The 23,546-nt window shown below is 54.4% G+C and carries 21 protein-coding genes and 3 tRNA genes; 5 read left to right on the plus strand and 19 right to left on the minus strand.

Features of this window, described 5'->3' with window-relative positions; translation table 11 throughout:
* Positions 1–77: 77 nt before the first annotated feature.
* The 8 genes from araH to WLO31_RS12325 form a co-directional block, all read right to left on the minus strand.
* Positions 78–1,082: an L-arabinose ABC transporter permease AraH gene (araH, locus tag WLO31_RS12290; RefSeq protein ID WP_435926885.1), complete on the minus strand. Its 1,005-nt coding sequence runs from the start codon at positions 1,080–1,082 to the stop codon at positions 78–80.
* A 14-nt stretch (positions 1,083–1,096) separates the two neighbouring features.
* Positions 1,097–2,611 carry an L-arabinose ABC transporter ATP-binding protein AraG gene (araG, locus tag WLO31_RS12295; protein ID WP_435926886.1) on the minus strand — a complete coding sequence of 505 codons (1,515 nt, stop codon included), beginning with the start codon at positions 2,609–2,611 and terminating at the stop codon, positions 1,097–1,099.
* A 129-nt stretch (positions 2,612–2,740) separates the two neighbouring features.
* Entirely contained in the window at positions 2,741–3,730 is a 990-nt protein-coding gene (locus WLO31_RS12300; RefSeq protein ID WP_435926887.1) for an arabinose ABC transporter substrate-binding protein, read from the minus strand.
* A 274-nt stretch (positions 3,731–4,004) separates the two neighbouring features.
* A complete protein-coding gene (locus WLO31_RS12305; protein ID WP_435926888.1) occupies positions 4,005–4,505 on the minus strand; it encodes a cupin in 501 nt (166 codons plus the stop codon).
* A gap of 58 nt (positions 4,506–4,563) precedes the next feature.
* The gene (locus WLO31_RS12310) at positions 4,564–5,121 is read right to left on the minus strand and encodes a DJ-1/PfpI family protein (RefSeq protein ID WP_435926889.1); all 558 of its coding nucleotides are present in this window, start codon (positions 5,119–5,121) and stop codon (positions 4,564–4,566) included.
* A gap of 24 nt (positions 5,122–5,145) precedes the next feature.
* Complete coding sequence (locus WLO31_RS12315) at positions 5,146–6,336, minus strand: glycoside hydrolase family 88 protein (protein WP_435926890.1); 1,191 nt, start codon at positions 6,334–6,336, stop codon at positions 5,146–5,148.
* A gap of 13 nt (positions 6,337–6,349) precedes the next feature.
* The gene (locus tag WLO31_RS12320) at positions 6,350–7,630 is read right to left on the minus strand and encodes an oligosaccharide MFS transporter (protein WP_435926891.1); all 1,281 of its coding nucleotides are present in this window, start codon (positions 7,628–7,630) and stop codon (positions 6,350–6,352) included.
* Positions 7,627–9,471 carry a DUF2264 domain-containing protein gene (locus tag WLO31_RS12325; RefSeq protein WP_435926892.1) on the minus strand — a complete coding sequence of 615 codons (1,845 nt, stop codon included), beginning with the start codon at positions 9,469–9,471 and terminating at the stop codon, positions 7,627–7,629. Before WLO31_RS12325 ends, WLO31_RS12320 begins: the two co-directional genes overlap by 4 nt.
* Positions 9,472–9,698: 227 nt before the next feature.
* Here WLO31_RS12325 and WLO31_RS12330 point away from each other — a divergent pair, with 227 nt between their 5' ends.
* A complete protein-coding gene (locus tag WLO31_RS12330; RefSeq protein WP_435926893.1) occupies positions 9,699–10,553 on the plus strand; it encodes a helix-turn-helix domain-containing protein in 855 nt (284 codons plus the stop codon).
* A 70-nt stretch (positions 10,554–10,623) separates the two neighbouring features.
* On the opposite strand, the gene WLO31_RS12335 is transcribed toward WLO31_RS12330, so the two are convergent.
* The gene (locus WLO31_RS12335) at positions 10,624–12,411 is read right to left on the minus strand and encodes a methyl-accepting chemotaxis protein (RefSeq protein WP_435926894.1); all 1,788 of its coding nucleotides are present in this window, start codon (positions 12,409–12,411) and stop codon (positions 10,624–10,626) included.
* A 586-nt stretch (positions 12,412–12,997) separates the two neighbouring features.
* On the minus strand, positions 12,998–13,249 hold the full coding sequence (locus tag WLO31_RS12340; RefSeq protein WP_435926895.1) for a DUF2766 family protein: 252 nt from the start codon (positions 13,247–13,249) through the stop codon (positions 12,998–13,000).
* A 381-nt stretch (positions 13,250–13,630) separates the two neighbouring features.
* On the opposite strand from WLO31_RS12340, the gene WLO31_RS12345 reads away from it, so the two are divergent.
* A complete protein-coding gene (locus tag WLO31_RS12345) occupies positions 13,631–15,148 on the plus strand; it encodes an MFS transporter (RefSeq protein WP_435930599.1) in 1,518 nt (505 codons plus the stop codon).
* 60 nt (positions 15,149–15,208) lie between these two features.
* Here the strand turns inward: WLO31_RS12345 and azuC are convergent, their stop codons facing one another.
* Positions 15,209–15,292, minus strand: a complete 84-nt coding sequence (azuC, locus tag WLO31_RS12350) for a stress response protein AzuC (protein WP_014229869.1) — start codon at positions 15,290–15,292, stop codon at positions 15,209–15,211.
* Between the two features lie 215 nt (positions 15,293–15,507).
* Between azuC and WLO31_RS12355 the strand changes: the two genes are divergently transcribed.
* A complete protein-coding gene (locus WLO31_RS12355; RefSeq protein ID WP_435926896.1) occupies positions 15,508–16,926 on the plus strand; it encodes an MFS transporter in 1,419 nt (472 codons plus the stop codon).
* Positions 16,927–16,985: 59 nt separating this feature from the next.
* Here WLO31_RS12355 and WLO31_RS12360 read toward each other — a convergent pair whose 3' ends face one another.
* The gene (locus tag WLO31_RS12360) at positions 16,986–17,624 is read right to left on the minus strand and encodes an RpiB/LacA/LacB family sugar-phosphate isomerase (protein WP_435926897.1); all 639 of its coding nucleotides are present in this window, start codon (positions 17,622–17,624) and stop codon (positions 16,986–16,988) included.
* Between the two features lie 393 nt (positions 17,625–18,017).
* Here WLO31_RS12360 and yecR point away from each other — a divergent pair, with 393 nt between their 5' ends.
* A complete protein-coding gene (gene yecR / locus WLO31_RS12365) occupies positions 18,018–18,362 on the plus strand; it encodes a YecR family lipoprotein (RefSeq protein WP_435926898.1) in 345 nt (114 codons plus the stop codon).
* Positions 18,363–18,614: 252 nt separating this feature from the next.
* Positions 18,615–19,112, plus strand: a complete 498-nt coding sequence (gene ftnA / locus WLO31_RS12370; protein WP_435926899.1) for a non-heme ferritin — start codon at positions 18,615–18,617, stop codon at positions 19,110–19,112.
* Between the two features lie 59 nt (positions 19,113–19,171).
* Here ftnA and WLO31_RS12375 read toward each other — a convergent pair whose 3' ends face one another.
* The 7 genes from WLO31_RS12375 to uvrY form a co-directional block, all read right to left on the minus strand.
* Entirely contained in the window at positions 19,172–19,750 is a 579-nt protein-coding gene (locus WLO31_RS12375) for a UPF0149 family protein (protein WP_435926900.1), read from the minus strand.
* A 158-nt stretch (positions 19,751–19,908) separates the two neighbouring features.
* Positions 19,909–19,995, minus strand: a tRNA-Leu gene (locus WLO31_RS12380).
* Between the two features lie 12 nt (positions 19,996–20,007).
* Positions 20,008–20,081, minus strand: a tRNA-Cys gene (locus WLO31_RS12385).
* Positions 20,082–20,132: 51 nt separating this feature from the next.
* Positions 20,133–20,208 (minus strand) — tRNA-Gly (locus WLO31_RS12390).
* A gap of 159 nt (positions 20,209–20,367) precedes the next feature.
* Positions 20,368–20,916: a CDP-diacylglycerol--glycerol-3-phosphate 3-phosphatidyltransferase gene (gene pgsA / locus WLO31_RS12395; protein WP_435926901.1), complete on the minus strand. Its 549-nt coding sequence runs from the start codon at positions 20,914–20,916 to the stop codon at positions 20,368–20,370.
* Positions 20,917–20,973: 57 nt separating this feature from the next.
* The gene (uvrC, locus tag WLO31_RS12400; protein ID WP_435926902.1) at positions 20,974–22,806 is read right to left on the minus strand and encodes an excinuclease ABC subunit UvrC; all 1,833 of its coding nucleotides are present in this window, start codon (positions 22,804–22,806) and stop codon (positions 20,974–20,976) included.
* Complete coding sequence (uvrY, locus tag WLO31_RS12405) at positions 22,799–23,458, minus strand: UvrY/SirA/GacA family response regulator transcription factor (RefSeq protein WP_435926903.1); 660 nt, start codon at positions 23,456–23,458, stop codon at positions 22,799–22,801. Before uvrY ends, uvrC begins: the two co-directional genes overlap by 8 nt.
* Between the last annotated feature and the right edge of the window lie 88 nt (positions 23,459–23,546).

Genomic DNA, 23,546 nt, shown 5'->3' on the forward strand with positions numbered 1-23,546 from the left:
TTTATAAGAGAAATCGCCAGCCTTTGCGGGGCTGGCGTTGCGATTGAGAATAGCCTGAAGCGAACGGCAAGCCGGGGCTAAACCGTGCGTTTGGCCTTCTGCTTGTAGCGGTCGAAAATTACCGCCGCCAGCAGGATCATACCGCGCACCACGTACTGCGAGAACGGAGAGATATTCAGCAGGTTCATGGCGTTTTCCACCGTCCCCAGAATCAGGATACCCGCCACCACGTAAGAGATTTTGCCGATCCCGCCCTTGAGCGAAACGCCGCCCAGCACGCAGGCGGAAATAACAATCAGCTCATAGCCAAGCGAGGTCATCGGCTGGCCGCTGGTCATGCGCGAGGCGAGGATGATGCCTGCCGCGGCGGATACCAGACCCGACAGCACGAAGATAATGATTTTGGTCCGCACCACGGGCACGCCCGCAAGCCGCGCCGCTTCTTCATTGCCGCCAATCGCCAGCGTGTTGCGCCCGAAGGTCGTTTTATTGAGCAGGAAACCAAAGATTATCAGGCAGCCCGCCGTCAGCCAGATTGGCGCGGGCAGGCCGAACCAGTTGGCGTAGCCAAGCGCAAAGAAACGCTCGTCTTCGATGCCCACCGCTTTACCGTCAGAGATGATGTAGGCCAGGCCGCGCACGATTTGCATGGTGGCAAGCGTGGTTATCAACGCATTGATTTTCAGCCGGGCGATAACAAAGCCGTTCACCAGGCCGCTTAACACGCCGAGCAGCAAACCTGCCGCTACGCCAATCCATAAACTTTCGGTCATGTTAATGACCACGGCGGTGGTCACGCCCGCGCAGGCGATAACTGACGCCACGGAGAGATCGAAATCGCCAGAAGCCAGGCAGAACAGCATGCCGCAGGCCACCATGCCGGACATGGAAATCGCAAGGCCCAGCCCCTTCATGTTAATGAAGGAAGAAAAATTCGGCACGAAAATGGCGCAGCCGATAAACAGCACCGCGAACACCACCAGCATGCCGTAGTTATCCCAGATGCGTCCGAGGCTTAACGACGATTTGCCCGCGCCGCCGGATGCCGTTCCCGTACCGCCGGATTTAGTTAATGAAGACATTTTGTTCCCCTTACTCATGCTGCACTCGCACTGGTTTTAGGCATCGCCAGACTCAGCGCCTGCTGCTCGCTGGCCTCGCCATGCAACAACTCGCCGGCAATTTCCCCTTCGCGCATAACGATAATGCGGTCCGCAAGGCCCAGGACCTCAGGCAAATCGCTCGACGCAAATAGCACCGCCACGCCCTGAGCTGCCAGGGCATAAATCACGTTGTAGATTTCATGCTTCGCACCCACGTCAATGCCGCGCGTAGGTTCATCAAGCAAAATCACCTTCATCTCTTCGGAGAGCCAGCGGCCCAGAATGGCCTTTTGCTGATTGCCGCCCGAGAGATTCATAATTAGCTGCTCAGCAGACGGCGTTTTGATATTCAGCGAACGGATATGTGAGGCGGCGTTTTCGCTTTCCCACTGGTTATTGATAAGGCAGCCCGCGCTGATATGCTTGCGGCGCGCGCTGATATTGATGTTGTCCCGCACCGAGTGGACAGGAATGATGCCGTCCGCCTTGCGGTCTTCCGGGCAGAGCATCATCCCGGCGCGAATGGCGTCGGCGGGCTTATTGATGGCGATAGCCTTGCCGTCAATCCATACCTGCCCGTCCGTAATGCGCGTTCCGCCGAACAACCCTTTCATGAGCTCGCTCCGTCCGGCGCCCACCAGGCCAAACAGCCCGACAATTTCGCCGCTGCGCACGTGCAGGGAAACCGGCTCGCGTACGCCCGGCGCTTTCACCTCGTCCAGCCGCAGCCGCTCAGGACCATGCTCGCGCGGCTGCCAGCCGTAGATATCACCCAAGTTGCGCCCTACCATCGCCTGCACCAGAGAGTCGTGGTTCACCTGCTGCATATCATCGAACGTGCAGACGTAGCGCCCGTCTTTGAATACGGTAATCGCATCGCTCAGCGCAAAGATCTCTTCCATGCGGTGCGAAACATAAATAATCACCCTGCCTTCTGCGCGCAGTTCGCGTATGACGCGGAAAAGGTTGTCGATTTCACGGCGCGAAAGCGAGCTGGTCGGCTCATCAAAGGCGATAACTTTCGCGTTGCGCGCCAGCGCCTTGGCAATTTCCACCATCTGCCACTGGCCGATGGAGAGATACTTAAGCGGCGTTTGCGGATCGATATCCAGGCCAAGATGCTCAAGCTGAAGCCGCGCTTCGTAATTAAGCAATGAACGGTTCACAAAGCCGGCTTTATGCGGGATCTGCCCAAGATAAATATTCTCGGCCACCGTCATTTCCGGCACCAGATGCAGTTCCTGATAGATTATCGCCACGCCGGCGTTGAGCGCCGCCGTGGTATCGCTAAAAACGATCTCTTCACCGCGTAAAACAATGCTGCCCTGGCTCGGGGCGTAGTTCCCGCTGAGGATCTTCAGCAGGGTGGATTTACCCGCGCCATTTTCACCCATCAGCGCGTGCACCTGCCCGGCATAACAGTCGAAGCTGATATCCTGAAGCGCCTTCACGCCGGGGAAGGTTTTGCCGATACCGCGAAAAGAGAGATACGGTGTCTGTTGTTGCATGATTTACCTTTTACCTCATATCGGGTGGCGCTGCGCTTACCCGAACTGCGTAATGCGGATATTTTGTAGGGTGGATAAGCGACCGCGCCATCTGTCTGTCGCCATCCACCGCTACCCCGTCATCTGTTCTTATTTGCCGCCTAAGCCTTTCTTCGCCAGTTCCTCTTTAAAGTTATCGCGGGTGATCAGCACCACATCGGTCACTTCGGTGAATTTCGGCGGCTCGGCGTCTTTAGTTACCCAGTTGTAGAGCATTTCGCTGCTCTTATAACCGTGCACGTCCGGGCTTGGCAGCAGGGAGCCGTAGAAGCCGGTGGCCTGCGCTTTCGACAGTTCGCTCACCGCATCCACGCCGTTGATGCCCACGCCGATCACGTCCGGCGCTTTAAAGCCCTGGCCTTCGGTGGCGCGCACGCCGCCCAGCACGGTGTTGTCGTTCATGCCGACGATCAGCCAGTGTTTCACTTCAGGATGCTGCACCAGCATGGAGTTGGCGGCGTCAAACGCGCCCGGGATATCGTTAGATTTGGTTGGCACTTTATAGATTTGTTTTTCCGGGAAGCCCGCAGCTTTCAGCGCGGCCATCGAACCGGAAGTGCGGCGGCGGGCGGTATCGAGTTCATCGGCGGTAATCGCCATCACGGCCGACTCTTTTACGTCCCAGCCGCGTTTCTGCATCTCTTTATACAGTTCCTGACCCTGACGTTCGCCGATTTTAGTCGCCGCCATCATCACCAGCGGAACGGTTTCCATCGGTTTACCCTTCGCGGTGACGAACTGGTCATCTACCGCAATCACTTTCATGTCGTAGCTTTTTGCTTTCGCGATAATTGCCGAGCCCAGTTTTGGGTCCGGGGTGCAGATCACAAACCCTTTGGCGCCGCTGGCGGCCAGGCTATCAATGGCGTTAAGCGTTTTCTCGCCGTCCGGCACGGCAATTTTAATCACTTCAAAGCCAAGATCTTTCCCGGCTTTATCAGCAAATTTCCACTCTGTCTGGAACCACGGCTCTTCCGGCTGTTTTACCAGAAAGCCTAATTTCATGGTCTCAGCGATAGCGGATTGTGACATAACCGCTGCCAGGCCGATGGCCGCCAGCGTTTTAGTAAATTTGTGCATGCGTACTCCAGATCGATTTTTTTATTCGTAAGGTAAGGTCGATTTAAAACAAGCTTTTAGCATCAGCGGTTTTTACAACCCGAGCTGGAGATAGTTTTAGCGGGAAATTAATAATCCATAAGAGAGCAAAATCACACGACAGAATTACAGTAAAGTCGTGCATGGATTCAGCAAATTAAGCCATAAAGGGGGGCGGATATGTATGATGAATTCATTGCGATTAAGCAGAATTGTCCATAAGGTCAGCCAGCGCGTCCCTGCGGCCTGGCTGCGGCTACCACAGCGTATTTATTCCTTCGTGAGTTCCCGTGACCGGGTCCTTGCCAGGGGCCGGAACTTTGGCGATATTTTCCTTCACGTCGGCAAGCTGCCCCGGCTGGTCAAGATACTTATCCGGCGAGAACCCGTCGGGATAAGCTCCCACGCACATAAAATCCTGCGAAGCCTCGATTTGCTTGTGCCCGACGCCTGCGGGGATCAGCACCGCATCGCCGCGAGAGATATCGACGACCGGCCCGGTTTCGCCGCCGAACTGAATCTTCGCGCTGCCGGCGAAAACGCCCAGCACCTCGTGAGTATTGGAATGAAAGTGGGTGTAGGTAAAGACGGGATAGCGCCAGCGCGGCGGCCAGCCGTTGCGGGCAAAAAGATGTTCAAAAGCTTCGGCAAGATTTTCTTTGCGGGAGACGTGATGATAAAGCACGAGCGGCAACGCGCTGTTTGGCACGCCGCCGCTCGCCTGGTTCAGGGCCAGGGTTTCCAGTTCAGTCGCCATTTCTTTCTCCTCGGTAAATGAGTAAGTATAGAAACGACCGCACCGAACGGGCTATTCATCACCAGGGATAATAAATATGCTCCGCTTGCTCCCGGGCCGGGGCCTCATTCCCTTCAAGGCGGGCCGCAACGGTCAGGGCAAAATCAAAGACCTTCCCCAGCCCTCTTCCGCTAATCAGGTTACCATCCTCAACCACGTCGGCATCGACATACTCACCGTCCGTCACCTGCCGCCACAAATCGCCGGAGCAAACATAGCGGCGGCCTTTTAACAGCCCGTTGCCGCCCAGCACCCGCGCTGCGGCGGAGCAGATCGGGCAGATCAATTTCCCCAGTTCGTCGTGGCGACGAACAAACCCGACGACGCTGGCGCTCTGGGCAAGAAACACGCTGCCCTCAGGGCCACCGGGCAATATAACGGCGTCGAAAGTGGTGTCGAAGCTCTCGCTCAGAGTGGCATCGGCCACCATCGGGATAGCGTGATAGCTCACTACCGCGCGCGTATCCACGCAGGAAATCGTCTGAACGTTAATCTTCAGCCGACGCAAAATATCAATGGTGACAATGGCTTCCGCTTCTTCAAAACCGGGCGCCAGTAATACAGCAACGTTTGACATGACCGCTCTCCTTTGCACAAATAATTACCAATAGGGATACCAGACCTGGCGTAAACGCGCCAGCGCTTCGAGGTAGAAATAGTCGCCCCAGCTACAGCACTGATCGACTCCTTTGCCGCTCGCCATGTGGTAAACCGAGTGTTTGAGCAACCCTTCGGTTGGCTCGTCGTCGCCTGCCAGATAGTTTTCGCTGAGCGATAACACGATGCGCAGCGCCATCTCTTCATAGTGGGCGCGATGTTCATCCAGCGTCGGCAGAATCTTCACCAGCTCCAGCAGGCCGCAGGCCGCAATGGCCGCCGCCGAGCTGTCGCGTACCGCATCGGTCCCCAGCAGCGCCAGATCCCAGTGGCAGACGTCATCTTCCGGCAGGCGGTTAATAAAGTAATGCGCGAGGCTGCGCGACAGCTCAACCATATTTTTATCGCCGGTATGCAGATAGCTGAGCAGGAAGCCGTAGATCCCCCAGGCCTGCCCGCGCGACCAGCAGGAGGTGTCGCTGTAGCCCTGATGCGTATTGCCGAAGCGCGGCTCGCCGGTTTTCACATCCATATAAAAGGTGTGATAGGTCGAAGCGTCCTCGCGAACGATGTACTTCACCGCCTGTTCCGCATGCGCGGTAGCCGCCTGCGCATAGCGCTGGTCGCCCGTTTGCTCGCTTGCCCAGTACAGCAGCGGCAGATTCATATTACAGTCGATGATCATCCTTCCCTGCTGTTCCGGATCGTTCAAATCGCCCCAGGCCTGGATAATTTTCGCCACGGGATTGAAGCGTTCCATCAGGGTTTCTGCCGCCAGCAGCGCCGATTTCCGCGCGGCTTCGTTTCCTGTCAGCCGCCATGCGCTCACGCAGGAGAGCGAGTACAGGAAACCGAGATCGTGCGTCGCGGTATCAATGCGTTTTTCGATGCGCTCGGCAAACGACGGCAGATAGCGTTCGGCCGCCGCGCGGTATTTTTCATCGCCCGTCATCTCCCAGGCGAGCCACAGCTGGCCCGGCCAGAAGCTGGTTGTCCACTCCACGTTTTCAGTGCGCGGCCAGATACCGTTTTCACAGGCTTCGCCGGGGAACTTATCGCCAAAGGCGACGATGTTTTTATCGAGCCTGCGCGTGACGCGAGCCAGCGCCTCATCAAGCCTGCGGCGAAGCTGTAGCCTGTCGACCTGGTAGAGTTCAATGGGGCGCAGGGCTTCGGTAGTGACAATCTTGGTCATAACAACTCCTGAATTAGCGTTTGGCCGGCTCAACCGGGGCGGCGTTCAGAGCCGGGGAAAAGTTTTGGGATTCATCGCGCTTCGACCGGCAGCGGGAGAGAGTGAAAGCGGAAATTAAGGTAAACAGCAGCGCGCAACAGCCCATTATCAGGTAGGTATGCTCAAAGCCGATTTTGTCGTAGAGGTAGCCTGCCGGCGGCGCAACCACCACCGAGCCGACGTAGATCATCGCCTGATAGCCCAGCAGATACATAGTGGCGTTGATTTTCTTATGGAAATGCTCGGCGATATATTTGAAGACCGAGATCAGCAGCAGCGAAATTTCGATGCCGTAAAGCGGCTTGATGATGGAGATGATCGCCGGATCGGTCGTAAGCCCTGAGGCAATCAGGCGTGCGCCCACCACGCATCCGCACAGCAGCAGCCCGCGTTTCGCGCCGTAGTGGTTAACCAACAGCGGGACAAACATCATCATCACGAACTCGGTGCCCGACTGCACGGTGCTCAGGTAGCCATACCAGGCGTTGCCCTGCTCTTTGGTGTCAAAAAACGAAACGAAGTAGCGCGGGAACTGCTGCTCGGCGACGAACATCATCCACGCCACGCCCGCGACATACAGGCTGAACATCCAGAACTTGCGGTTTTTCAGCAGCGTCAGCACGTCGGCAAAGACGATTTTGTTCGCTGAAATGACGTTGTTATTACGCAGCTGCTCATCGCCAATTTTCAGGCTGATGAGCACCAGCAGCATCAGTACGGAGGTCGTACTGCTGACGAGGAAGTTAGCCAGCGGCGTGAAATTAAACAGCAGGCCGGAAACCGAGGCGGCCATCGCCCAGCCGAGCGATCCCCACATGCGAATGCGGCCGAACTCCAGCCCGTACAGGCGGCTGAAACGGTCGGCGTAGGATTCGGAAGCGGCAACGCCTGCGTACCAGCCAAGGCTGAGATAAAACGCCCCGATGATTATCCCTGCCGTAGTGTGGCTCAGCAGCAGCGGTTGATAGACGGTAACGAAGAAGGGCGCCATCAGGGCCGACACGACGCAGACAAAATAGAGCAGCCACTTGCTCATGCCGATCTTGTCCATGATGTAGCCATAAACCGGCTTTAAGATAACGGCGAAGACGCCGTTGATGGCAAAAACGCTGCCGATGGTGACGCTGTCGAGACCAACCTTCTGGCTAAGCCACAGGGCGTAAAGCCCGAAGCTTGAGGACCAGGTAAAGAAATAGAGAAAGATAAAACTGCTCATTTTAAACTGCGCGCGGCGCACAGGCGTGGTAGTGGTCATAGGGATATCTCCGGCAAAGCGGTCAGGGTCAGACGTTTTTCATGGTGAGCCGTCACGAGGCGTACAACGTCATCGCGGATGATGGCCCGCGGGCAAAACCGTGCGCTGAAGTCTGTCGCATTTCCCGCCCAGACTGCGCTTATCAGCAGGCTTTTTCCTGCCGTCAGCTCGCCGCGCAGCAGCGGCACGGCTGCACGTTCGGCAAACAAAAGGTTGCTGTTTGGCGGCGTTAAAAGCTGTTCGCCGCGACGGGGATCGGCACTGAGGCAGAAAATAGCGCTGGCATCCGTTGCGGTGGTGAGCTGGCAGCAGCCCTGCCCGCTTTCAGCCAGGGGTTGAGGGCGGTTCGGTACGCTAAAGCCGCCCTCCGCCGTATCAAGATCGCGCCCTGAACTGATGTGATGCACGCGCAGCTGCCAGTCGCCGAGCGGCAGCAGCCAGGTATCGATAGTCACGTCATGCCAGGGCTGCCAGCGGCTGTAAATCATGTCGTCCGCCGTCCTGACTGAGATGCAGTCCCGCCGTCCGCGCCAGTAGTTATCCTTCCCGGAGAGCAGCAGCATGGAATCCGCCGCGGCATGCGCCAGTCCGTAACGGCCGCGCTCGACGGTAAATCCGTAGCGGGTTGAATAGGCAAATTTGCAGTATTTGGCTTCGGTATTGACGAAGTTATTCAGCTCAAGCTGGCCGGAGGTGAGCATCCACAGATGATCGGCCTGGTGGACAAGGATCTGATCGGCCAGCGGGATGCTGTGCCAGGCAGCCAGCTCAGGCAGCGGCAACTCCTGCGCCTGCCAGAAGGCATCGTCCTCGCCGAGGGCCAGCACCAGCATGGTTTTCAAGCCCCAGTAAGGGGAGCCCGGCGCGTTGTAATCCTCCGCCATAATGAGGTTCGGATAGCTGAACCCGACGCTCAGTACGCCGTCCCTGTCGAACAGCGGCTGCTTCATCCACCAGCGTAAATGCCGCAGCACGATCCCTTTAATAACGCCTGGGGAATAAACCTCCAGGCCGGCAAAAGCAGCGGCGCTCCAGAATGCGGCCTGCGCAAAGCGGTAAGTCAGGCTGCGGCCAAACGGCACCGCGGCCCCGTCAGGCGCGAAAAAGTGGATAAAATCGGCGGCGAACAGCGTTGCGCGGCGACGTAGCTCAGCGCTACGCTGCGGATCGATTTCCGCCATCAGCTTCGCGTAAATCAATCCGTAGAAGTGAAAGCCCATGGAGATATAGTAATCGCGCGGCCGACCCGGCCCGTCGGAGTACCAGCCTTCGCCAAGGTAATACTGTTCCATGGCGGCGAAATGCTTTTCCAGCGCCTGCGGATTGGTTTCCATTCCTGCCTGCCCGAAACCAACCTGCACCAGAATCGGGAAGAAGTGCCAGTTGTTGTCCGGTATGTCCTGCTCTTCGCTCTGTTTCAGCCAGCGCCAGAGATGCGTTTTTTCCTGCTCGCTGAAATGCGCCAGCAGCGTCTCGGGGGCCAGCGCCAGCAGCAGACCATAGGCGGCCATTTCCACGATGCGCTGATCGTAGGGAACAACGTCACCCCAGTAATCCGCATGCCGAGGATTGGTGCCGTTTTTGATGGCCTGAATATAGAAGGAAAACGCTTCCGGTTCACTTCCGCCCGCGAGTAAGGGCGTGACGCCCCACAGCAGGCGCGAAAAGGTTTCCATATTCGCCACCCAGTGGCCGTAATGCGCCGTAAAGTTGGCGAGATCCACCCGGCTGGCATCCTTTTTAAAAAATGGCGTTACGGCATTAAGTAATTCATTAACCAGCTGTCGAATATCATTTCGGGACTGCAGGGGGTTGGTAAGCGTAATGTTTTCAGGTTGCAAGATGTCCTCCCGTCAATAACGAGAATCAGGTAAGTTATTGTTATTTGGCTTTTCTACAGCGATACAGCTGCGGTCGGGACAAAGAGTAGTCCTGTTTAAAGCGTGCGCCGAGTGAGCAGGCTCACAGAATTAAACCACTATTTCATTTTTGCTGGATTTTTTGTTACGCGGCGGTAATAAATTGCAAACCGTGGCGTAAAAATTTAAATCTGTTGCCCTGAGGAAAAATGAGCGAATCCCAATTGCTTGAGCGAATCACTCTCGACAGCCGGGTTATCTCCTTCCATCGCATGCGATCGTCGAGCGCGGCTTATTATCACTGGCACCAGTGCGTTGAGCTGCTTTATATCTCGAAAGGGTACGGCATCGTGGTGGTGGATAATCAGCATTACACCGCCCGCCCCGGCCGCCTGTTTATCTTTCCGCCGTTTCGCCTGCATAAGGTGCAGGTTGATGACAGCGAGAAAAATCATTACCACCGCACCACTATGCATATCGAACAATCCGTTGTGGAAGGTGCGCTAAAAGACTTTCCGCGCCAGCAGGCTCAGTTTGCCGCGCTGGCGGCGAGCAACCTTCCCGCGCAGATTTATGATTTAAGCGAGCGGGCGGACTTTATGGAAACGATCCTCGCCCAGTTCGAGGCGCTTGACGCCGACAGCCAGACTTCCGCCTGCGAAGTGGCGTTCCTGGTGATGCAGATTATGGCTTTCCTGCCCGCTCAGCCGCAGCCTCTTATGCCAAAGGCGCAGACGGCCGCCTCGCGCATTATGGGGTGGGTCGAAGCAAATTATTCCGGCAAGTTTTCGCTAAACGAGCTGGCCGATGCGATGGGGCTTTCGCGCAGCTATACCTCAAGAGTGTTCCACCAGCAGACAGGCGGCAGCATTCACGAATATTTGCTCACGAGAAGGATAAAACGCAGTTGCGATCTATTGCGCACGACGGCCAACAGCATCGATGAGATTGCCCTGGCGGTAGGATTCAGTGAAGTGACGTACTTTATTACCTGTTTTAAAAAGATGATGAGCCAGACGCCGTTGCAGTACCGCAAGGCGAGCCGCCAGCGATTCCCCCGTTAATAGCTGGCCCGCCTGATTGATGCGTTAACCCGGCTTACGCCGGGCTTTACTTTTCCGCCACGGCAGAGGGTTAAAGACGGAACTGGTTTACCGCAACGGTAAGTTCATTTGCCTGATCGGTAAGGGCTGCCGAAGCGGTGGTCGATTCCTCCACCAGCGCGGCATTCTGCTGCACCATTGTGTCCAGCTGAGCCACCGCCGCGTTTATTTCGTTAATCCCTTTCATTTGCTCATCTGCCGCCTGGTTAATTTCCGCCATGATAGAGGTTACCGACGTAACGCTGTCGACGATTTCCTGCATCGTGTCGCCGGTGTGATGCACCTGTTTCGCCCCCGACGACACGCTGGCCACCGTCGTATTAATCAACATTCTGATCTCTTTAGCCGCCTCCGCGCTGCGGCTTGCCAGGTTGCGCACCTCGTTTGCGACGACGGCGAAACCTCTGCCCTGCTCACCCGCGCGCGCCGCTTCAACCGAGGCGTTAAGCGCCAGTATATTGGTCTGGAACGCGATACCGTCAATCACGCCGATAATATTGCCAACTTTTTCCGACGCCGCTTCGATGGTGCCCATGGTTTGTATCACATCGCGTACCGACTCCCCGCCGCGGTGGGCAACCTGAGCCGCTGACAGCACGGCCGTATTCGCCTCGAGAGAGGCGCTGGCAAAGAGCGCCACGGTAGAGGAAATCTCTTCAAGCGCGGCGGAGGTCTGCTGCAGGCTGGCGGCGGCGGATTCCGTGCGGGATGAGAGATCGAGATTGCCGGCGGTAATCTCCTCTGCCGCTACATGTACCGATTCGCTGCTGCTGCGAATCGATTTCATCACCACAGCAAGCTTATCCACAAAGCGGTTAAACGCGCTGGCAATCTGCGCCACCTCATCCTTGCCATGCACCTCCAGGCGCTGGGTTAAATCTTCTGTTCCCCGGGCGATGGAGTCCATCGCTTCACGCACGCGAACCAGAGGGGCAACGCTGCGCTTGGTTATCTGCGTGATAATGAGGGCAGTAAGGGCAATCAATACAAAGAGCGAGGCGACTGAGGTCAGCAGCAGCGAGCGCGTAGCCGCCATGGCTTCTGCTTCATCCATGACGACAAGGATAAACCAGGAGGTATCCTTTACCGGTGCCGCAACCATAAAAGCCGGGCGCCCCAGAATATCAACCTGAACAGGAGTCTTCGACTGCAGCAGATGCGCCAGGCTAAAGCCCGGGGCAATACTGGTGATGGGTTTAAGGGTCAACGCCTCATCGGGATGGGCGATGATAGTGCCGTCCGCATCCATCAGCATGCCAAAACTGCCTTCTGTGGGGTGAATGGCGCGCACGTTGGCGATCACCGCATCCATATTGATATCCCCTTCCACTACGCCCAGCAGCTGGCCATTATCTATACGCGGCGCTGCGAAGGTGACAATCATTTTGTGCGTCGTGGCATCAAGATACGGATTCGTCACTACCGGTTTTTTGGCCTTCATGGCCTGGATATACCACGGGCGCGAGGTAGGATCGTATCCCTGCGGGATCCCGGAAGGGTCGGAAGAGAGAGTCCGCTTATCCGGATAGCCAATATCGACGTTCATAAAACTACCGGCGTCGGCAATTTGCGTTAACAGAGGGACAGGATCGGCATGGGTCACATGCGGGGTAAGAGAGCCGATCAGGGCGACGTGGGTATCAATCCACTGATTCACCGTTGCGGTATGGCTTGCTGCCAGCGAAGTGAGCGAGCTGTTAATAGCCCGGGTGTTTGCTGAACGACTAATCGAATAATTAATTAAGGTATTGACGAATAATGCACCGACTACAATTAACGTGGTGGCAACTAAAATTCTGGTGCGGAGCGAGGTAAACATAGCGTATATCTTCCAGGATAATAATGAACTTATTTACCATTACCATCGGATAGTTAAAAAATAACATTAATTATTTACATTGGTAGTTTATAAAAACCTGATCAATATCAATAAGTTAAATATAGTGATTATATGAGATTTCTTCTGCAACAATAAGCATGATGCTTTTTTGATCTGTTGCTTTTTAAAGCAATCGCGCTTTTAAAGGCGCGGTTCTATGCGTTATTCGGCAAATTAAATATTTTAGCTATCGAGTGCCGATAAATAATATTTCGGGGGAAATATTTTGTCGCCGCGGGCCATTTTATTAGCGGCCCCAGAAATCGACCTGAGTGGTATGGTGAAAGATGTTTACTAACTTATTGTTTTAATTAGTAGATTAAGGTTCAGCGAGCGGATAAGGAGCGCGCCATTCTCCAACAGGAGATAAGCGGCGTAAAGCGCATCGGCAGTTTCATTATCAACGACAGCTTTATTTTACCAGAGCTGAAGATGTAAACGGCGCCTGCGTGACGGGTTACTTACCGGTAATGACGTTCTTTTATGGCGGATGGCGTCCATGCTTATCCGCCCTGGCGCTCCTGACTTAATGCGCCTCTTTTTGCGGCGTGAATTTCAGTTCAATAAGCGCAATTGCCTTCTGGATAGCACGGCGGGTCACCGGATCCGCCGCGGCAGGATGGGTTGCGAAATCAATCGTCTTAAGCTGGCCTGCCATTTTGTCGCGCACTTCAACCGGGGCGATAACGTCAATCACGTCCAGAATTTGTTTAATCACCAGCTGGCAGGCGACCACATCGGAGACCAGCTCCTGGTCGGCGGATAATTGTTCAGACATCTTTCTCTCCTGTTTCATATTGCGCGCCATAGTACATGCGCCATGAAGCACGAGGCAACAATCCATTCTGCACGCCTGCCGGCCTGTCTCTCTTCACTCCGGCGAGAGGAGATCCTCTTCTGCCCTGATATTCGTTCCACCTCGCAAAATCTTATTCCCAAAAGTGCAGAAGGCCGTTTATTTATTTAAGCTCGGGCATAATAAAGCGTAATCCCGATCGCATTAAAGAGATGCCTTTACGCCAGGTTACAAATTCGGTGACCGCCATCACAATTATTCGCCGCGCATCACTTTATAAGAACCTATCTTCTAAAAAATATAAAACACGGGTTCAAAATAATGAAAAAGGAAAGCGGCCTGCCCGGCGAGCAACGCCCGGTGCTGTTACGTCACCAGCTGGCTTACGGTGGCGGTAACCTGCTGGGCAGCGGTGCGCTGGCTATCAGCGGCGCGTGGTTGCTCTATTTTTACACCACCTTCTGCGGCCTGACGCTGCTTGAAGCATCGTTTATTTTTTCCGTTGCCAGCATCATTGACGCTATCAGCAATCCGCTAATGGGATATTTAACCGATAACTTCGGCAGCACGAGGCTCGGGCAGCGCTTTGGCCGCCGCCGCTTCTTTTTATTGATCGGCATTCCGCTGATGATGTTCTACCCGCTGTTATGGGTGGAAGGCTTCGGTTTCTGGTATTACCTTTGCACCTACGTCGTTTTCGAGCTTATCTATACCTCGGTAATGGTGCCATATGAAACGCTGGCGACTGAAATGACCAGCGATTTCACGCTGCGCTCCAGACTGACCGGCTATAAAGCGATTTTCGGCAAGCTTGCCAACTTCCTCGCCGCCTTTATTCCGGGACAGTTTATTCTGCTTTATGGTAAAGATTCCGCTCAACCATTCTTCCTGACGGGGCTCACCTATGGCGTTATTTTATGCGCCGCAATTGCCTGCCTCTATTTCTCTTCCTGGGAACATCTCCGTCCAGAAGAGAGGGTGCAAAAAGCGAAGACGTCGCTGGCCAGAACCTTGACTGGTCTGGCTGCCGATATGCGTTCAACCTTTTATTTGCGCGTATTCCGCAAACACTTAGGTATGTATCTGTGCGGCTTCGGCGCCGAATGGCTGTTCGCTTCTGTCTTCACCTACTTCGTCATATTTGTGCTGCAGCACGATCCGGCGATGGTGGCGGGGCTTAACAGCCTGAACTCGATCCTGCAGTTAATTTCGACCGCGGCGTTCATCGCTATCTGCGTGAAAAAAGGGTTCAGCAAGCCGTACATCATGGCGCTGAGCATCGTTATTTTCTCGGTAGTTTGTTATACCTCGCTGTACTTCTTCCACCTGCCGGTCCATATCGCCACGATCCTGATGTTCGGCATCACCATTCTTTTTGGCCTGGGAACCGGCGGCGTTTACTACATTCCCTGGACGGTTTACACCTTCCTTGCGGATGTGGATGAAGTCTTTACCGGCCGTCGGCGCGAGGGAATTTATGCGGGGGCGATGACTTTCTCAGGCAAAATCCTGCGCTCGGTTATCGTCTTCACCATGGGTTCTGTTCTCAGCTACTACGGCTTCCAGTCAAAGGCGCACGTGCAGCCGGAAAGCGCGGTCAACGCGATTGCGGTTGTCTTCTGCGTGGGCGTAGCGGTTCTGGGGCTGGCGGCGATAGTATTCAGCACGCAAATGAAGCTGGACCGCAAAGCCCATATGGTGGTGCTTGAAGAAGTTGCGCGTATCAAAGCAGGCGGCAAGCTCGAAGAGATCCAGCCAGAAGCGCGGGCGGTGATTGAGAACCTTGTCGGTCACCGTTATGAAGAGTGCTGGGGCAACAGCAGGCTGTTCAAATCCCGGGACGACGAAGTCGCGGTACGCGAAGCTGTTACCCATCCATAAGCCTGAATTGCGGACACAAAAAAACCTGCCTCGGCAGGTTTTTTTTATCGTCAAGCTTTCTCAGAACATCGCGCCCGGCGGTACGTCTTTGAAAGTTTTGCAGTAGTTTTCGAACATGCTTTTCAGAATTTTGCGCAGTTTCATTATGTACTCCGGTTTTTATTTATACAGGTGTTGCTCGTTATGCGCCCTATAATATGACTCCCATCACATAAATCAACATCTTTGTGATGTCTCTCACAAAAAATAAATGTGGTTTTCACCGGCTGTACATATAAAACTATTTGCAAATCCAGCACTTACCTGATTATCTGTTTCGGTGAATTTTTAAAACATTATTTTAATTTCGAGCGGCAACCATGTCTGATAACCTGCCTTCCGCACAAAAACGCGGCGTATCCTTAACCGCGCTGCTGGTCGCTGGCGCCTTTTTTATGGAGTTTCTTGACGGGACGGTGATAGCCACCGCTCTGCCGGAGATGGCGCGCACCTTCGGCGTGGACGCCGTGGACCTGAATACGGGCATGAGCGCCTACCTGCTTACCCTTGCGGTACTTATTCCCGCCAGCGGCTGGATCGCCGATCGCTTTGGCGCGCGTAAAGTTTTTACCCTGGCGCTGGGTATCTTCACCAGCGCCTCCGTGCTGTGCGGCCTCGCCAACAGCCTTGAACAGTTTGTCGCGATGCGTATTTTACAGGGCGTGGGCGGCGCGTTAATGGTGCCGGTAGGCCGCCTTGCGGTATTAAGAACGACGCCGAAAAATCAGCTGATCGCCGCCATAGCGACATTAACCTGGCCTGCCCTGGTCGCCCCCATTATCGGACCGCCGCTGGGCGGATTTATCACCAGCTATGCGTCGTGGCGCTGGATTTTTTATATCAATCTTCCTCTCGGCCTTGCCGCAATGGCGCTGGCCTGGCGGCTGATACCCGACGTACACGATGACGAGCGCCGTCCGTTTGACGGCGTTGGTTTCGTCAGCACCGCCATCGCCATGATCTCTCTGGTGTACGGGCTGGAAATGCTGGGCGGAGTCCGTATCAATATCGTCGCCACGGTAGCCTTACTGGCGACAGGCACGGCAGCGCTGTGGTTTTCACTTCGACATTTTAAACGTGCGGCCCACCCGATGATTCGTCTGGATGCCCTCAACGTGCAGACTTTCGGCGTCACGATGTACGGCGGCTCGCTGTTTCGTACCTCAATCAGCGCCGTGCCGTTTTTACTGCCGCTGCTGTTTCAGGTTGGGTTTGGCATGGATGCGTTTCATTCGGGCCTGCTGGTGCTGGCGGTCTTCGCGGGCAACCTGACGATGAAGCCCGGCACCACGCCGCTTATCCGCGCCCTTGGTTTTAAAAAGCTCCTCATCATTAACGGCCTGCTGAACGTGGCCGCCCTGCTCGCCTGCGCTTTCCTTACGCCGCACACCGCGACGTGGTTGACTATCGTTATTCTGTTCCTTGGCGGACTGTTTCGTTCGATGCAGTTCACCGGCATCAGCACGCTGGCCTTTGCGGATATTCCCGCACGGCAGATGAGCTACGCCAATACGCTGTTCAGCACCGCGACCCAGCTTTCCGTGGGGTTGGGCATCACGCTTGGCGCCATCGGGATCAGGCTGGGGGAGAAAATCAGCGGGTGGCTGGGCCTGAGCGCCCTGCCCGGCATCAGCATCAAAATCTCGTTTGCGTTGATTACGCTTATTTGCCTGGTTGGGCTGCTGGATTTGCTGCGCCTGCCGCGCAACGCGGGCAGCTCAGTTTCCAATAAGAAATGATGTAAAGAAGGGATTAGCGCTAAAAAAATGGCCAGCAGCAGCCGGCCATTATGGCGTTATTAAGCAAGGATTTCGCGTACGAACGCTTCAATCTCTTTATTCTGGCAGTTCTCGAAGAAGCACTGCTGGAAGCGCTCGCCGGAAACGGCCGTTTTTACCAGCTCAGGGTCAATAGCTCGCAGCGTGTCGAGATAATTTTCTTTCACCACGGCCGCTTTAACCTGGCTGAGGATGCCGGCGTTACGAACCTGCGGCTCTTTACGCTCAACCGGATAACCTTCACCTTTACGCCCGGTGAAAGCCTTTTCGAAGATATAACGAACGTTCAGCTCCGCGCCCCAGCCGAAGCCTTTTGCGAACGGCAGCGCCAGCGCGTTACCGTTGTTAATCTGCGCGAACAGGAAAGCATCCGCCGGGTCGATGCAGTAGCCGCACATCACGCCCGGGTGGATATTCAGCGACATCAGCGCGCCCTGGCCCGTTCCGCAACCGGTCACCACAAAATCAACCGCTTTAGCGTTCAGCAGGATGCTGGCCATGATGCCCAGGTGGATGTAGGTCAGGTGATGATCCTGCTCATCGCTCATGCCGACGTTATAAACCGGATACTCTTTCTCAGCCGCAACCGCCTGCAGCTCTTTAAGGATGATGGCGTTTTTGCCAGCCTGACTGTTTTCCATCATCAGCGCAATTTTCATTCTTTCGTCTCCTGATTGGGTCACGGGCATTTTCGGGGAAAAGCCGTGATGAATAGCCATGGTGAATCGCATGTATGTACTAACCATACTATCTGACAAACATACTTTCAAATTTAATGAAAAATTGTTTTAAAAATTCAAGAAGGGCTCACATTTCTGCCGCCCGACGGCGAGAAGTGTGGATGGCGTTGCAGGCTGGCCAGAGGTTGCGCAAAACCTGCGGGATCTCCCGCTTAAGCGCCCGGGAAAGGCCCTGCTGTTAAGCAATAAATTTGGCTTAGAGATGCATTTTAGTCTGATTTTAACCAAACTCTTTTCGCTTTATAGCGCCAGCGATTGCGGCGCTTTCAGACGTGCTATCCTGTAAAAAAGTGCCAGCCGAGGCTTCCTGTCATGCATCGTTCTTCTTTATTCATCGTCCTCCTTTTATTGAGCGGCTGTACCTTCAATAAAACCCCGGAGCCGGTCAAAAGCAGCGAGGTCGCGAGCGTAGTGCGCCTTGGATTCGATCTCGCTCCGCTGCAAAAAGGAAAGGTGGATACCTTCATCGCGCAGTCCACCGCCAGCCATCAGTGCCAACAGTGGGGATATATCGCCGCCTTCCCTTATGGCGAGCCGATAAAAACCTGTAGCCTGAGCAGCGGCGCTTTGTGCCTGAATCAGAAAGTAACGCTTGAATATCAGTGTCGCGGGGTGGGTATGGAAAAATATCTTCGGGATGAGCTAATAGTGCAGTAACCCGTTGCGAAAGGACACTGAATAATAACGGGGAGGCTGCGGAGATTTATCAAAGTCGCGGCGCCCCTGCCCGGAAACTATATTTCAGAAAGGGAAATAATTATTATTAATGCTATTTAGCGGTGGTGATAAAAAAGAATAATATTAGCAACCATTCGCATTACGGTAATTTAATTAACAATTCATTTGCATTGTGGAAATTAAAAAAATAGAGTAGCGCCACTGTCGGATTGCAATTAAATGGAGTGCGCTATGCTGAAAACAGAAATGGTTGAAAAACTTAACGAACAGATGAACCTTGAACTCTACTCCTCGTTGCTTTATCAGCAGATGAGCGCATGGTGCAGCTACCATAGCTTTGAAGGCGCCGCGGCGTTCCTGCGCCGCCACGCTCAGGAAGAGATGGAGCATATGCAGCGCCTGTTCGCCTATTTGACCGATACCGGAAATATGCCGCGCATTAACGCAATCCCGACGCCTTTTAGCGAATATGAATCGCTGGACGCTTTATTTCAGGCGACCTATGAACACGAGCAGTTAATTACCGGCAAGATTAATGAGCTGGCACACGCGGCGATGACTTCTCAGGATTATCCGACCTTTAATTTCCTGCAGTGGTACGTTGCCGAGCAGCATGAAGAAGAGAAGCTGTTTAAATCCGTGCTGGATAAACTTAGCCTGGTCGGTAAAAGCGGCGAAGGTCTCTACTTTGTGGATAAAGAACTCTCCACCCTTGATACCCAGGCCTGATGTGAAGCGTTAAGCCTGATACGGGCCGAAGCGCTGTTGCGCTTCGGCCCGTTTTAGTTTTAATGCAGGCTGGAGTGCTGCCTGTTCTGCCAGTAAGCAAATACGCTCAGTGCGGCAGGTTTGATCTCCTCAATGCTGTCGATAAACACTTCATGCGACAGGCTATCAAGCTCATCAAACTTCTCTTCCAGCCCGTGCAGAGCAATCGGCTTGAGCATGGCGCGCAGCTCTTCAGGCAGCGGCTCAACGTCCCACAGCATAACGCCGCGCATATAGCCAAAGCACCACTCTTCCACGATGGTGAACTCCTGCTCTTCAACAATGCTGGTGCCGAAAAGCGGCTCATATTGTTCCGGATAGCCGCTCAGGCGCTCCGCAATATCGTTGACATGCTTGAAGGTGAGCGCAACGAACTTTTTCAATTCCTCTTCTGATTCCCAGAGCGGCTGGTCCCCTTCGCCACCCCAGAATGCGGCAAACGTCGCCTCCGGCCCCACCTCTTTCGGCCCGGAGAGAATGGCGGTCAGCATGCCGTCCATTTCAGCAACGTCCATAATGGAGCGCTCGGTAGCGTGCTTCAGCAGCACGTCATCAAGCCATTCAATCTCTTCTTCTGTTAATGGTCCCTGGTTCATCATCCGGGCTCCTGTAATGACTGGGTTTTTCACGCGCCTGTCGGTGAGTATAAGAACATATCAGGCAAGATAGCGGGAAAGGGAGATTGCAGGCAATAAAAAACCACCCGAAGGTGGTTTACACGACACTGCTTATCATTGATTTTATTCTTGTGTTCCCATGGTGCCCGGGGCGGGACTTGAACCCGCACAGCCATACAGCCGAGGGATTTTAAATCCCTTGTGTCTACCGATTTCACCACCCGGGCTCGGGAAGAAAGTGGAGGCGCGTTCCGGAGTCGAACCGGACTAGACGGATTTGCAATCCGCTACATAACCGCTTTGCTAACGCGCCAAAACTTTTTGCCTTTGCAGGCTGTAACAGAGCTTCTCTGCCACATAAATCTGGAGCGGGAAACGAGACTCGAACTCGCGACCCCGACCTTGGCAAGGTCGTGCTCTACCAACTGAGCTATTCCCGCAAATTTTTACAAGTGAACCTGGCTGCTAATCACTTGATTTTATTATCTTCCGGCAAGCCATGCCGCCGTTCGATGCGTTGCATTCTACTTAGATGCCGCAGTGAGTCAATGAAATTTTCCTGTCCCGCGTTTCGTTTGCTGAATTTTGCGCCGCTTAGATCACGGTTCGAGCAAATCGCCGCGTGCGGCGGCCAGATACTGGAACATAGACCAGAAGGTTAATACCGCGGCGATGAAGAAAAGACCGATGCCGGCGTACTCAATCCACATATTCGGGCGCCACAGCATGCCAATCAGAGCCAGCATCTGCGCCATGGTCTTGGTTTTACCAATCCACGACACCGCAACGCTGCTGCGCTTGCCGATTTCCGCCATCCACTCGCGCAGCGCAGAGATAATAATCTCACGGGCGATCATGGTCGCTGCCGGAAGCGTAACCCACCAGGCGTGATAGTGTTCGACCACCAGCACAAGGGCCACGACAACCATCACCTTATCCGCTACGGGATCGAGGAACGCCCCGAAGCGGGTGCTTTGATTCCAGCGGCGCGCGAGAAATCCGTCAAACCAGTCTGTTATGGCTGCCAGCCAGAAGATAAAAGCGCACAGGAAAGGCGCCCAGCTGAACGGCAGATAAAAAGCCAGCACAAAGAACGGAATGAGAAAGACACGAAACAGAGTAAGCAACGTTGGGATATTAAATTGCATAGTGCCGGATAACTGTCTGTCGTAAGTGGGAATTGTCCCTATGTTGCTACAGCGGCCTCAATGTTTCAACGAGTAGTAGATCTTTTCTGCCAGCTGCTGCGAGATACCCGGCACTTTTGCGATTTCTTCAACGGATGCGTTCATTAACGGTTGCAATCCACCCATATACTTTAACAACATCTGGCGGCGTTTTGGCCCGATGCCCTCGATGGTTTCCAGCGAGCTGGTATTTTTTACTTTGGCTCGTTTTTTCCGGTGCCCGCTGATAGCGTGATTGTGCGAATCGTCGCGGATATGCTGAATAACATGCAGCGCGGGCGAATCCGGTGGTAAAGAGAAACCTTCCCCTTCCGGCTCAAAGAAGAGCGTCTCAAGGCCAGCCTTGCGGTCTGTGCCTTTGGCCACGCCCAGCAGCAGCGGATGATGCTTATCCCAGGTCACGTCGAGTTCGGCAAACACCGTTTTAGCCTGGCTCAGCTGCCCTTTCCCGCCGTCTATCAAAATAACGTCCGGGATTTTACTCTCTTCAATGGCCTTGCCATAGCGACGGCGCAGCACCTGGTTCATGGCGGCATAATCATCGCCCGGCGTGATGCCGGAAATATTGTAGCGACGGTATTCCGCACGCAGCGGGCCGTTGGCATCAAACACCACGCAGGAGGCCACCGTTTGCTCGCCCATCGTATGGCTGATGTCGAAACACTCCATCCGCTTAATTTCCGGCAGGTTGAGCGTCTGCGCCAGCGCCAGCAGACGCTGATGGATAGTGGATTGCTGAGAAAGCCGCGTGACCAGCGCCGTGGCGGCATTGGTGCGCGCCAGCTTCAGGTAGCGAGCGCGATCGCCGCGAGGTCTGGTCTGGACGTTAATACGTCGCCCGGCCATCTCTGAGAGCGAGTCAGCCAGCAGCGTTTTGTCCGGCAGCGTGAAATCGAGCAGGATTTCTCCCGGCAGGGTTCGCATCTGGCTGCCCTGCAGATAGAACTGGCCGACAAAGGTCTCGACCACTTCCGCAAGCTCGGTGCCGCCCGGCACCTTCGGGAAATAGCTGCGGCTGCCAAGGACTTTGCCCTGGCGGATAAACAGCACGTGCACGCAGGCCATGCCGTTGTCGAACGCCACGCCGATAACGTCCAGGTCATCGCCCATATTGGAGACGAACTGCTTCTCTGTAATACGTCGCACCGCCTGGATCTGATCCCGGATACGCGCCGCGGCTTCAAATTCAAGGTCTTTGCTCGCCTGCTCCATACGTCCGATAAGCTGCGTCAGCACCTGGTCATCTTTGCCGGAGAGGAAAAGGCGAACGTACTCCACCTGCTGAGCGTAGTCGTCTTCGCTCACTAACCCCGCCACGCAGGGACCGAGGCAGCGCCCAATCTGGTACTGCAGGCATGGACGGGAGCGGTTGCGATAGACGTTATTCTCACACTGGCGGATGGGGAAAACCTTTTGCAGCAGCGCAAGCGTTTCTCTTACGGCATAACCGTTAGGAAACGGGCCGAAGTATTCGCCTTTCGCATGTTTGGCGCCGCGATGCAGGGCAAGACGCGGATGCGTATCGCCGCTGAGAAAGATAAACGGGTAGGACTTATCGTCGCGCAGCAGCACGTTATAGCGCGGCTGGTACAGCTTGATATAGTTGTGTTCAAGCAGCAGCGCTTCCGTTTCGGTATGGGTGACGGTGACATCAATATGATGAATCAGCGCCACCAGCGCCTCGGTTTTTCGGCTCGACAGATTGCTTCTGAAGTAGCTCGCCAGGCGTTTTTTTAGATCTTTGGCTTTACCGACATAAATAACCGTACTGCTGGCGTCGTACATACGATAGACGCCGGGTTTGCTGGTGACGGTCTTAAGGAAGGCTTGCGAATCGAATGTCTCACTCACTACTGATTAACGTCTCCGCGCTGAATAAACCGTGGCGAATGGCCAGATGCGTCAGCTCCACATCGCCACTGATATTAAGTTTACTGAACATGCGGTAACGGTAGCTGTTAACCGTTTTCGGGCTCAGATTAAGCTGCTCAGAGATCTCATTGACCTTCTGACCTTTGGTGATCATCAGCATAATCTGTAATTCGCGCTCGGACAAACTGGCGAACGGGGTTTCCGTTTTTTCCGGTTCTATCTGGCTTAGCGCCATCTGCTGGGCAATATCTGAAGCGATATAGCGCTGGCCGGAATTCACTAATCGAATAGCGTTGACCACATCTGCTGGAGCCGCGCCTTTACTCAGATAGCCGGCGGCGCCCGCCTGCATCACTTTCGCCGGCAGCGGATTTTCCGTATGAATGGTCAGCATAATAACTTTGATATCTGAAGAGTAACGTACAATTTTGCGCGTGGCCTCAAGGCCGCCGATGCCGGGCATATTCATGTCCATTAAAACCACATCGACCGGGTGCGCGCGGCACCATTTCACGGCATCCTCACCGCAATTTGCTTCACCTGATATCTTGATCCCTTTGATATCTTCAAGAATGCGTCGTATCCCTGCGCGCACCAGTTCGTGGTCATCAACAAGAAGAACGTTGATCAAAGGATAACTCTCCAGAAAAGGGATAACGCTGCTAAAAGCTTAGGTGCTTATATTAACGGGTTTTCCAGGAACTTTAAAATGCAAAGAA

Origin of the sequence: Dryocola sharpae (assembly GCF_051307055.1) — a bacterium.
Classification (GTDB): domain Bacteria; phylum Pseudomonadota; class Gammaproteobacteria; order Enterobacterales; family Enterobacteriaceae; genus Dryocola.

What these genes read in the sequence shown, in the direction of transcription:
- WLO31_RS12360 (WP_435926897.1), bottom strand. Translation starts at nt 17,624, where the DNA reads ATGAAAATTGCGCTGATGATGGAAAACAGTCAGGCTGGCAAAAACGCC.
- WLO31_RS12320 (WP_435926891.1), bottom strand. Translation starts at nt 7,630, where the DNA reads ATGACCACTACCACGCCTGTGCGCCGCGCGCAGTTTAAAATGAGCAGT.
- ftnA (WP_435926899.1), top strand. Translation starts at nt 18,615, where the DNA reads ATGCTGAAAACAGAAATGGTTGAAAAACTTAACGAACAGATGAACCTT.
- WLO31_RS12300 (WP_435926887.1), bottom strand. Translation starts at nt 3,730, where the DNA reads ATGCACAAATTTACTAAAACGCTGGCGGCCATCGGCCTGGCAGCGGTT.
- WLO31_RS12310 (WP_435926889.1), bottom strand. Translation starts at nt 5,121, where the DNA reads ATGTCAAACGTTGCTGTATTACTGGCGCCCGGTTTTGAAGAAGCGGAA.
- WLO31_RS12315 (WP_435926890.1), bottom strand. Translation starts at nt 6,336, where the DNA reads ATGACCAAGATTGTCACTACCGAAGCCCTGCGCCCCATTGAACTCTAC.
- WLO31_RS12305 (WP_435926888.1), bottom strand. Translation starts at nt 4,505, where the DNA reads ATGGCGACTGAACTGGAAACCCTGGCCCTGAACCAGGCGAGCGGCGGC.
- WLO31_RS12335 (WP_435926894.1), bottom strand. Translation starts at nt 12,411, where the DNA reads ATGTTTACCTCGCTCCGCACCAGAATTTTAGTTGCCACCACGTTAATT.
- azuC (WP_014229869.1), bottom strand. Translation starts at nt 15,292, where the DNA reads ATGAAACTGCGCAAAATTCTGAAAAGCATGTTCGAAAACTACTGCAAA.
- WLO31_RS12330 (WP_435926893.1), top strand. Translation starts at nt 9,699, where the DNA reads ATGAGCGAATCCCAATTGCTTGAGCGAATCACTCTCGACAGCCGGGTT.
- WLO31_RS12355 (WP_435926896.1), top strand. Translation starts at nt 15,508, where the DNA reads ATGTCTGATAACCTGCCTTCCGCACAAAAACGCGGCGTATCCTTAACC.
- WLO31_RS12340 (WP_435926895.1), bottom strand. Translation starts at nt 13,249, where the DNA reads ATGTCTGAACAATTATCCGCCGACCAGGAGCTGGTCTCCGATGTGGTC.
- araH (WP_435926885.1), bottom strand. Translation starts at nt 1,082, where the DNA reads ATGTCTTCATTAACTAAATCCGGCGGTACGGGAACGGCATCCGGCGGC.
- WLO31_RS12375 (WP_435926900.1), bottom strand. Translation starts at nt 19,750, where the DNA reads ATGATGAACCAGGGACCATTAACAGAAGAAGAGATTGAATGGCTTGAT.
- pgsA (WP_435926901.1), bottom strand. Translation starts at nt 20,916, where the DNA reads ATGCAATTTAATATCCCAACGTTGCTTACTCTGTTTCGTGTCTTTCTC.
- yecR (WP_435926898.1), top strand. Translation starts at nt 18,018, where the DNA reads ATGCATCGTTCTTCTTTATTCATCGTCCTCCTTTTATTGAGCGGCTGT.
- araG (WP_435926886.1), bottom strand. Translation starts at nt 2,611, where the DNA reads ATGCAACAACAGACACCGTATCTCTCTTTTCGCGGTATCGGCAAAACC.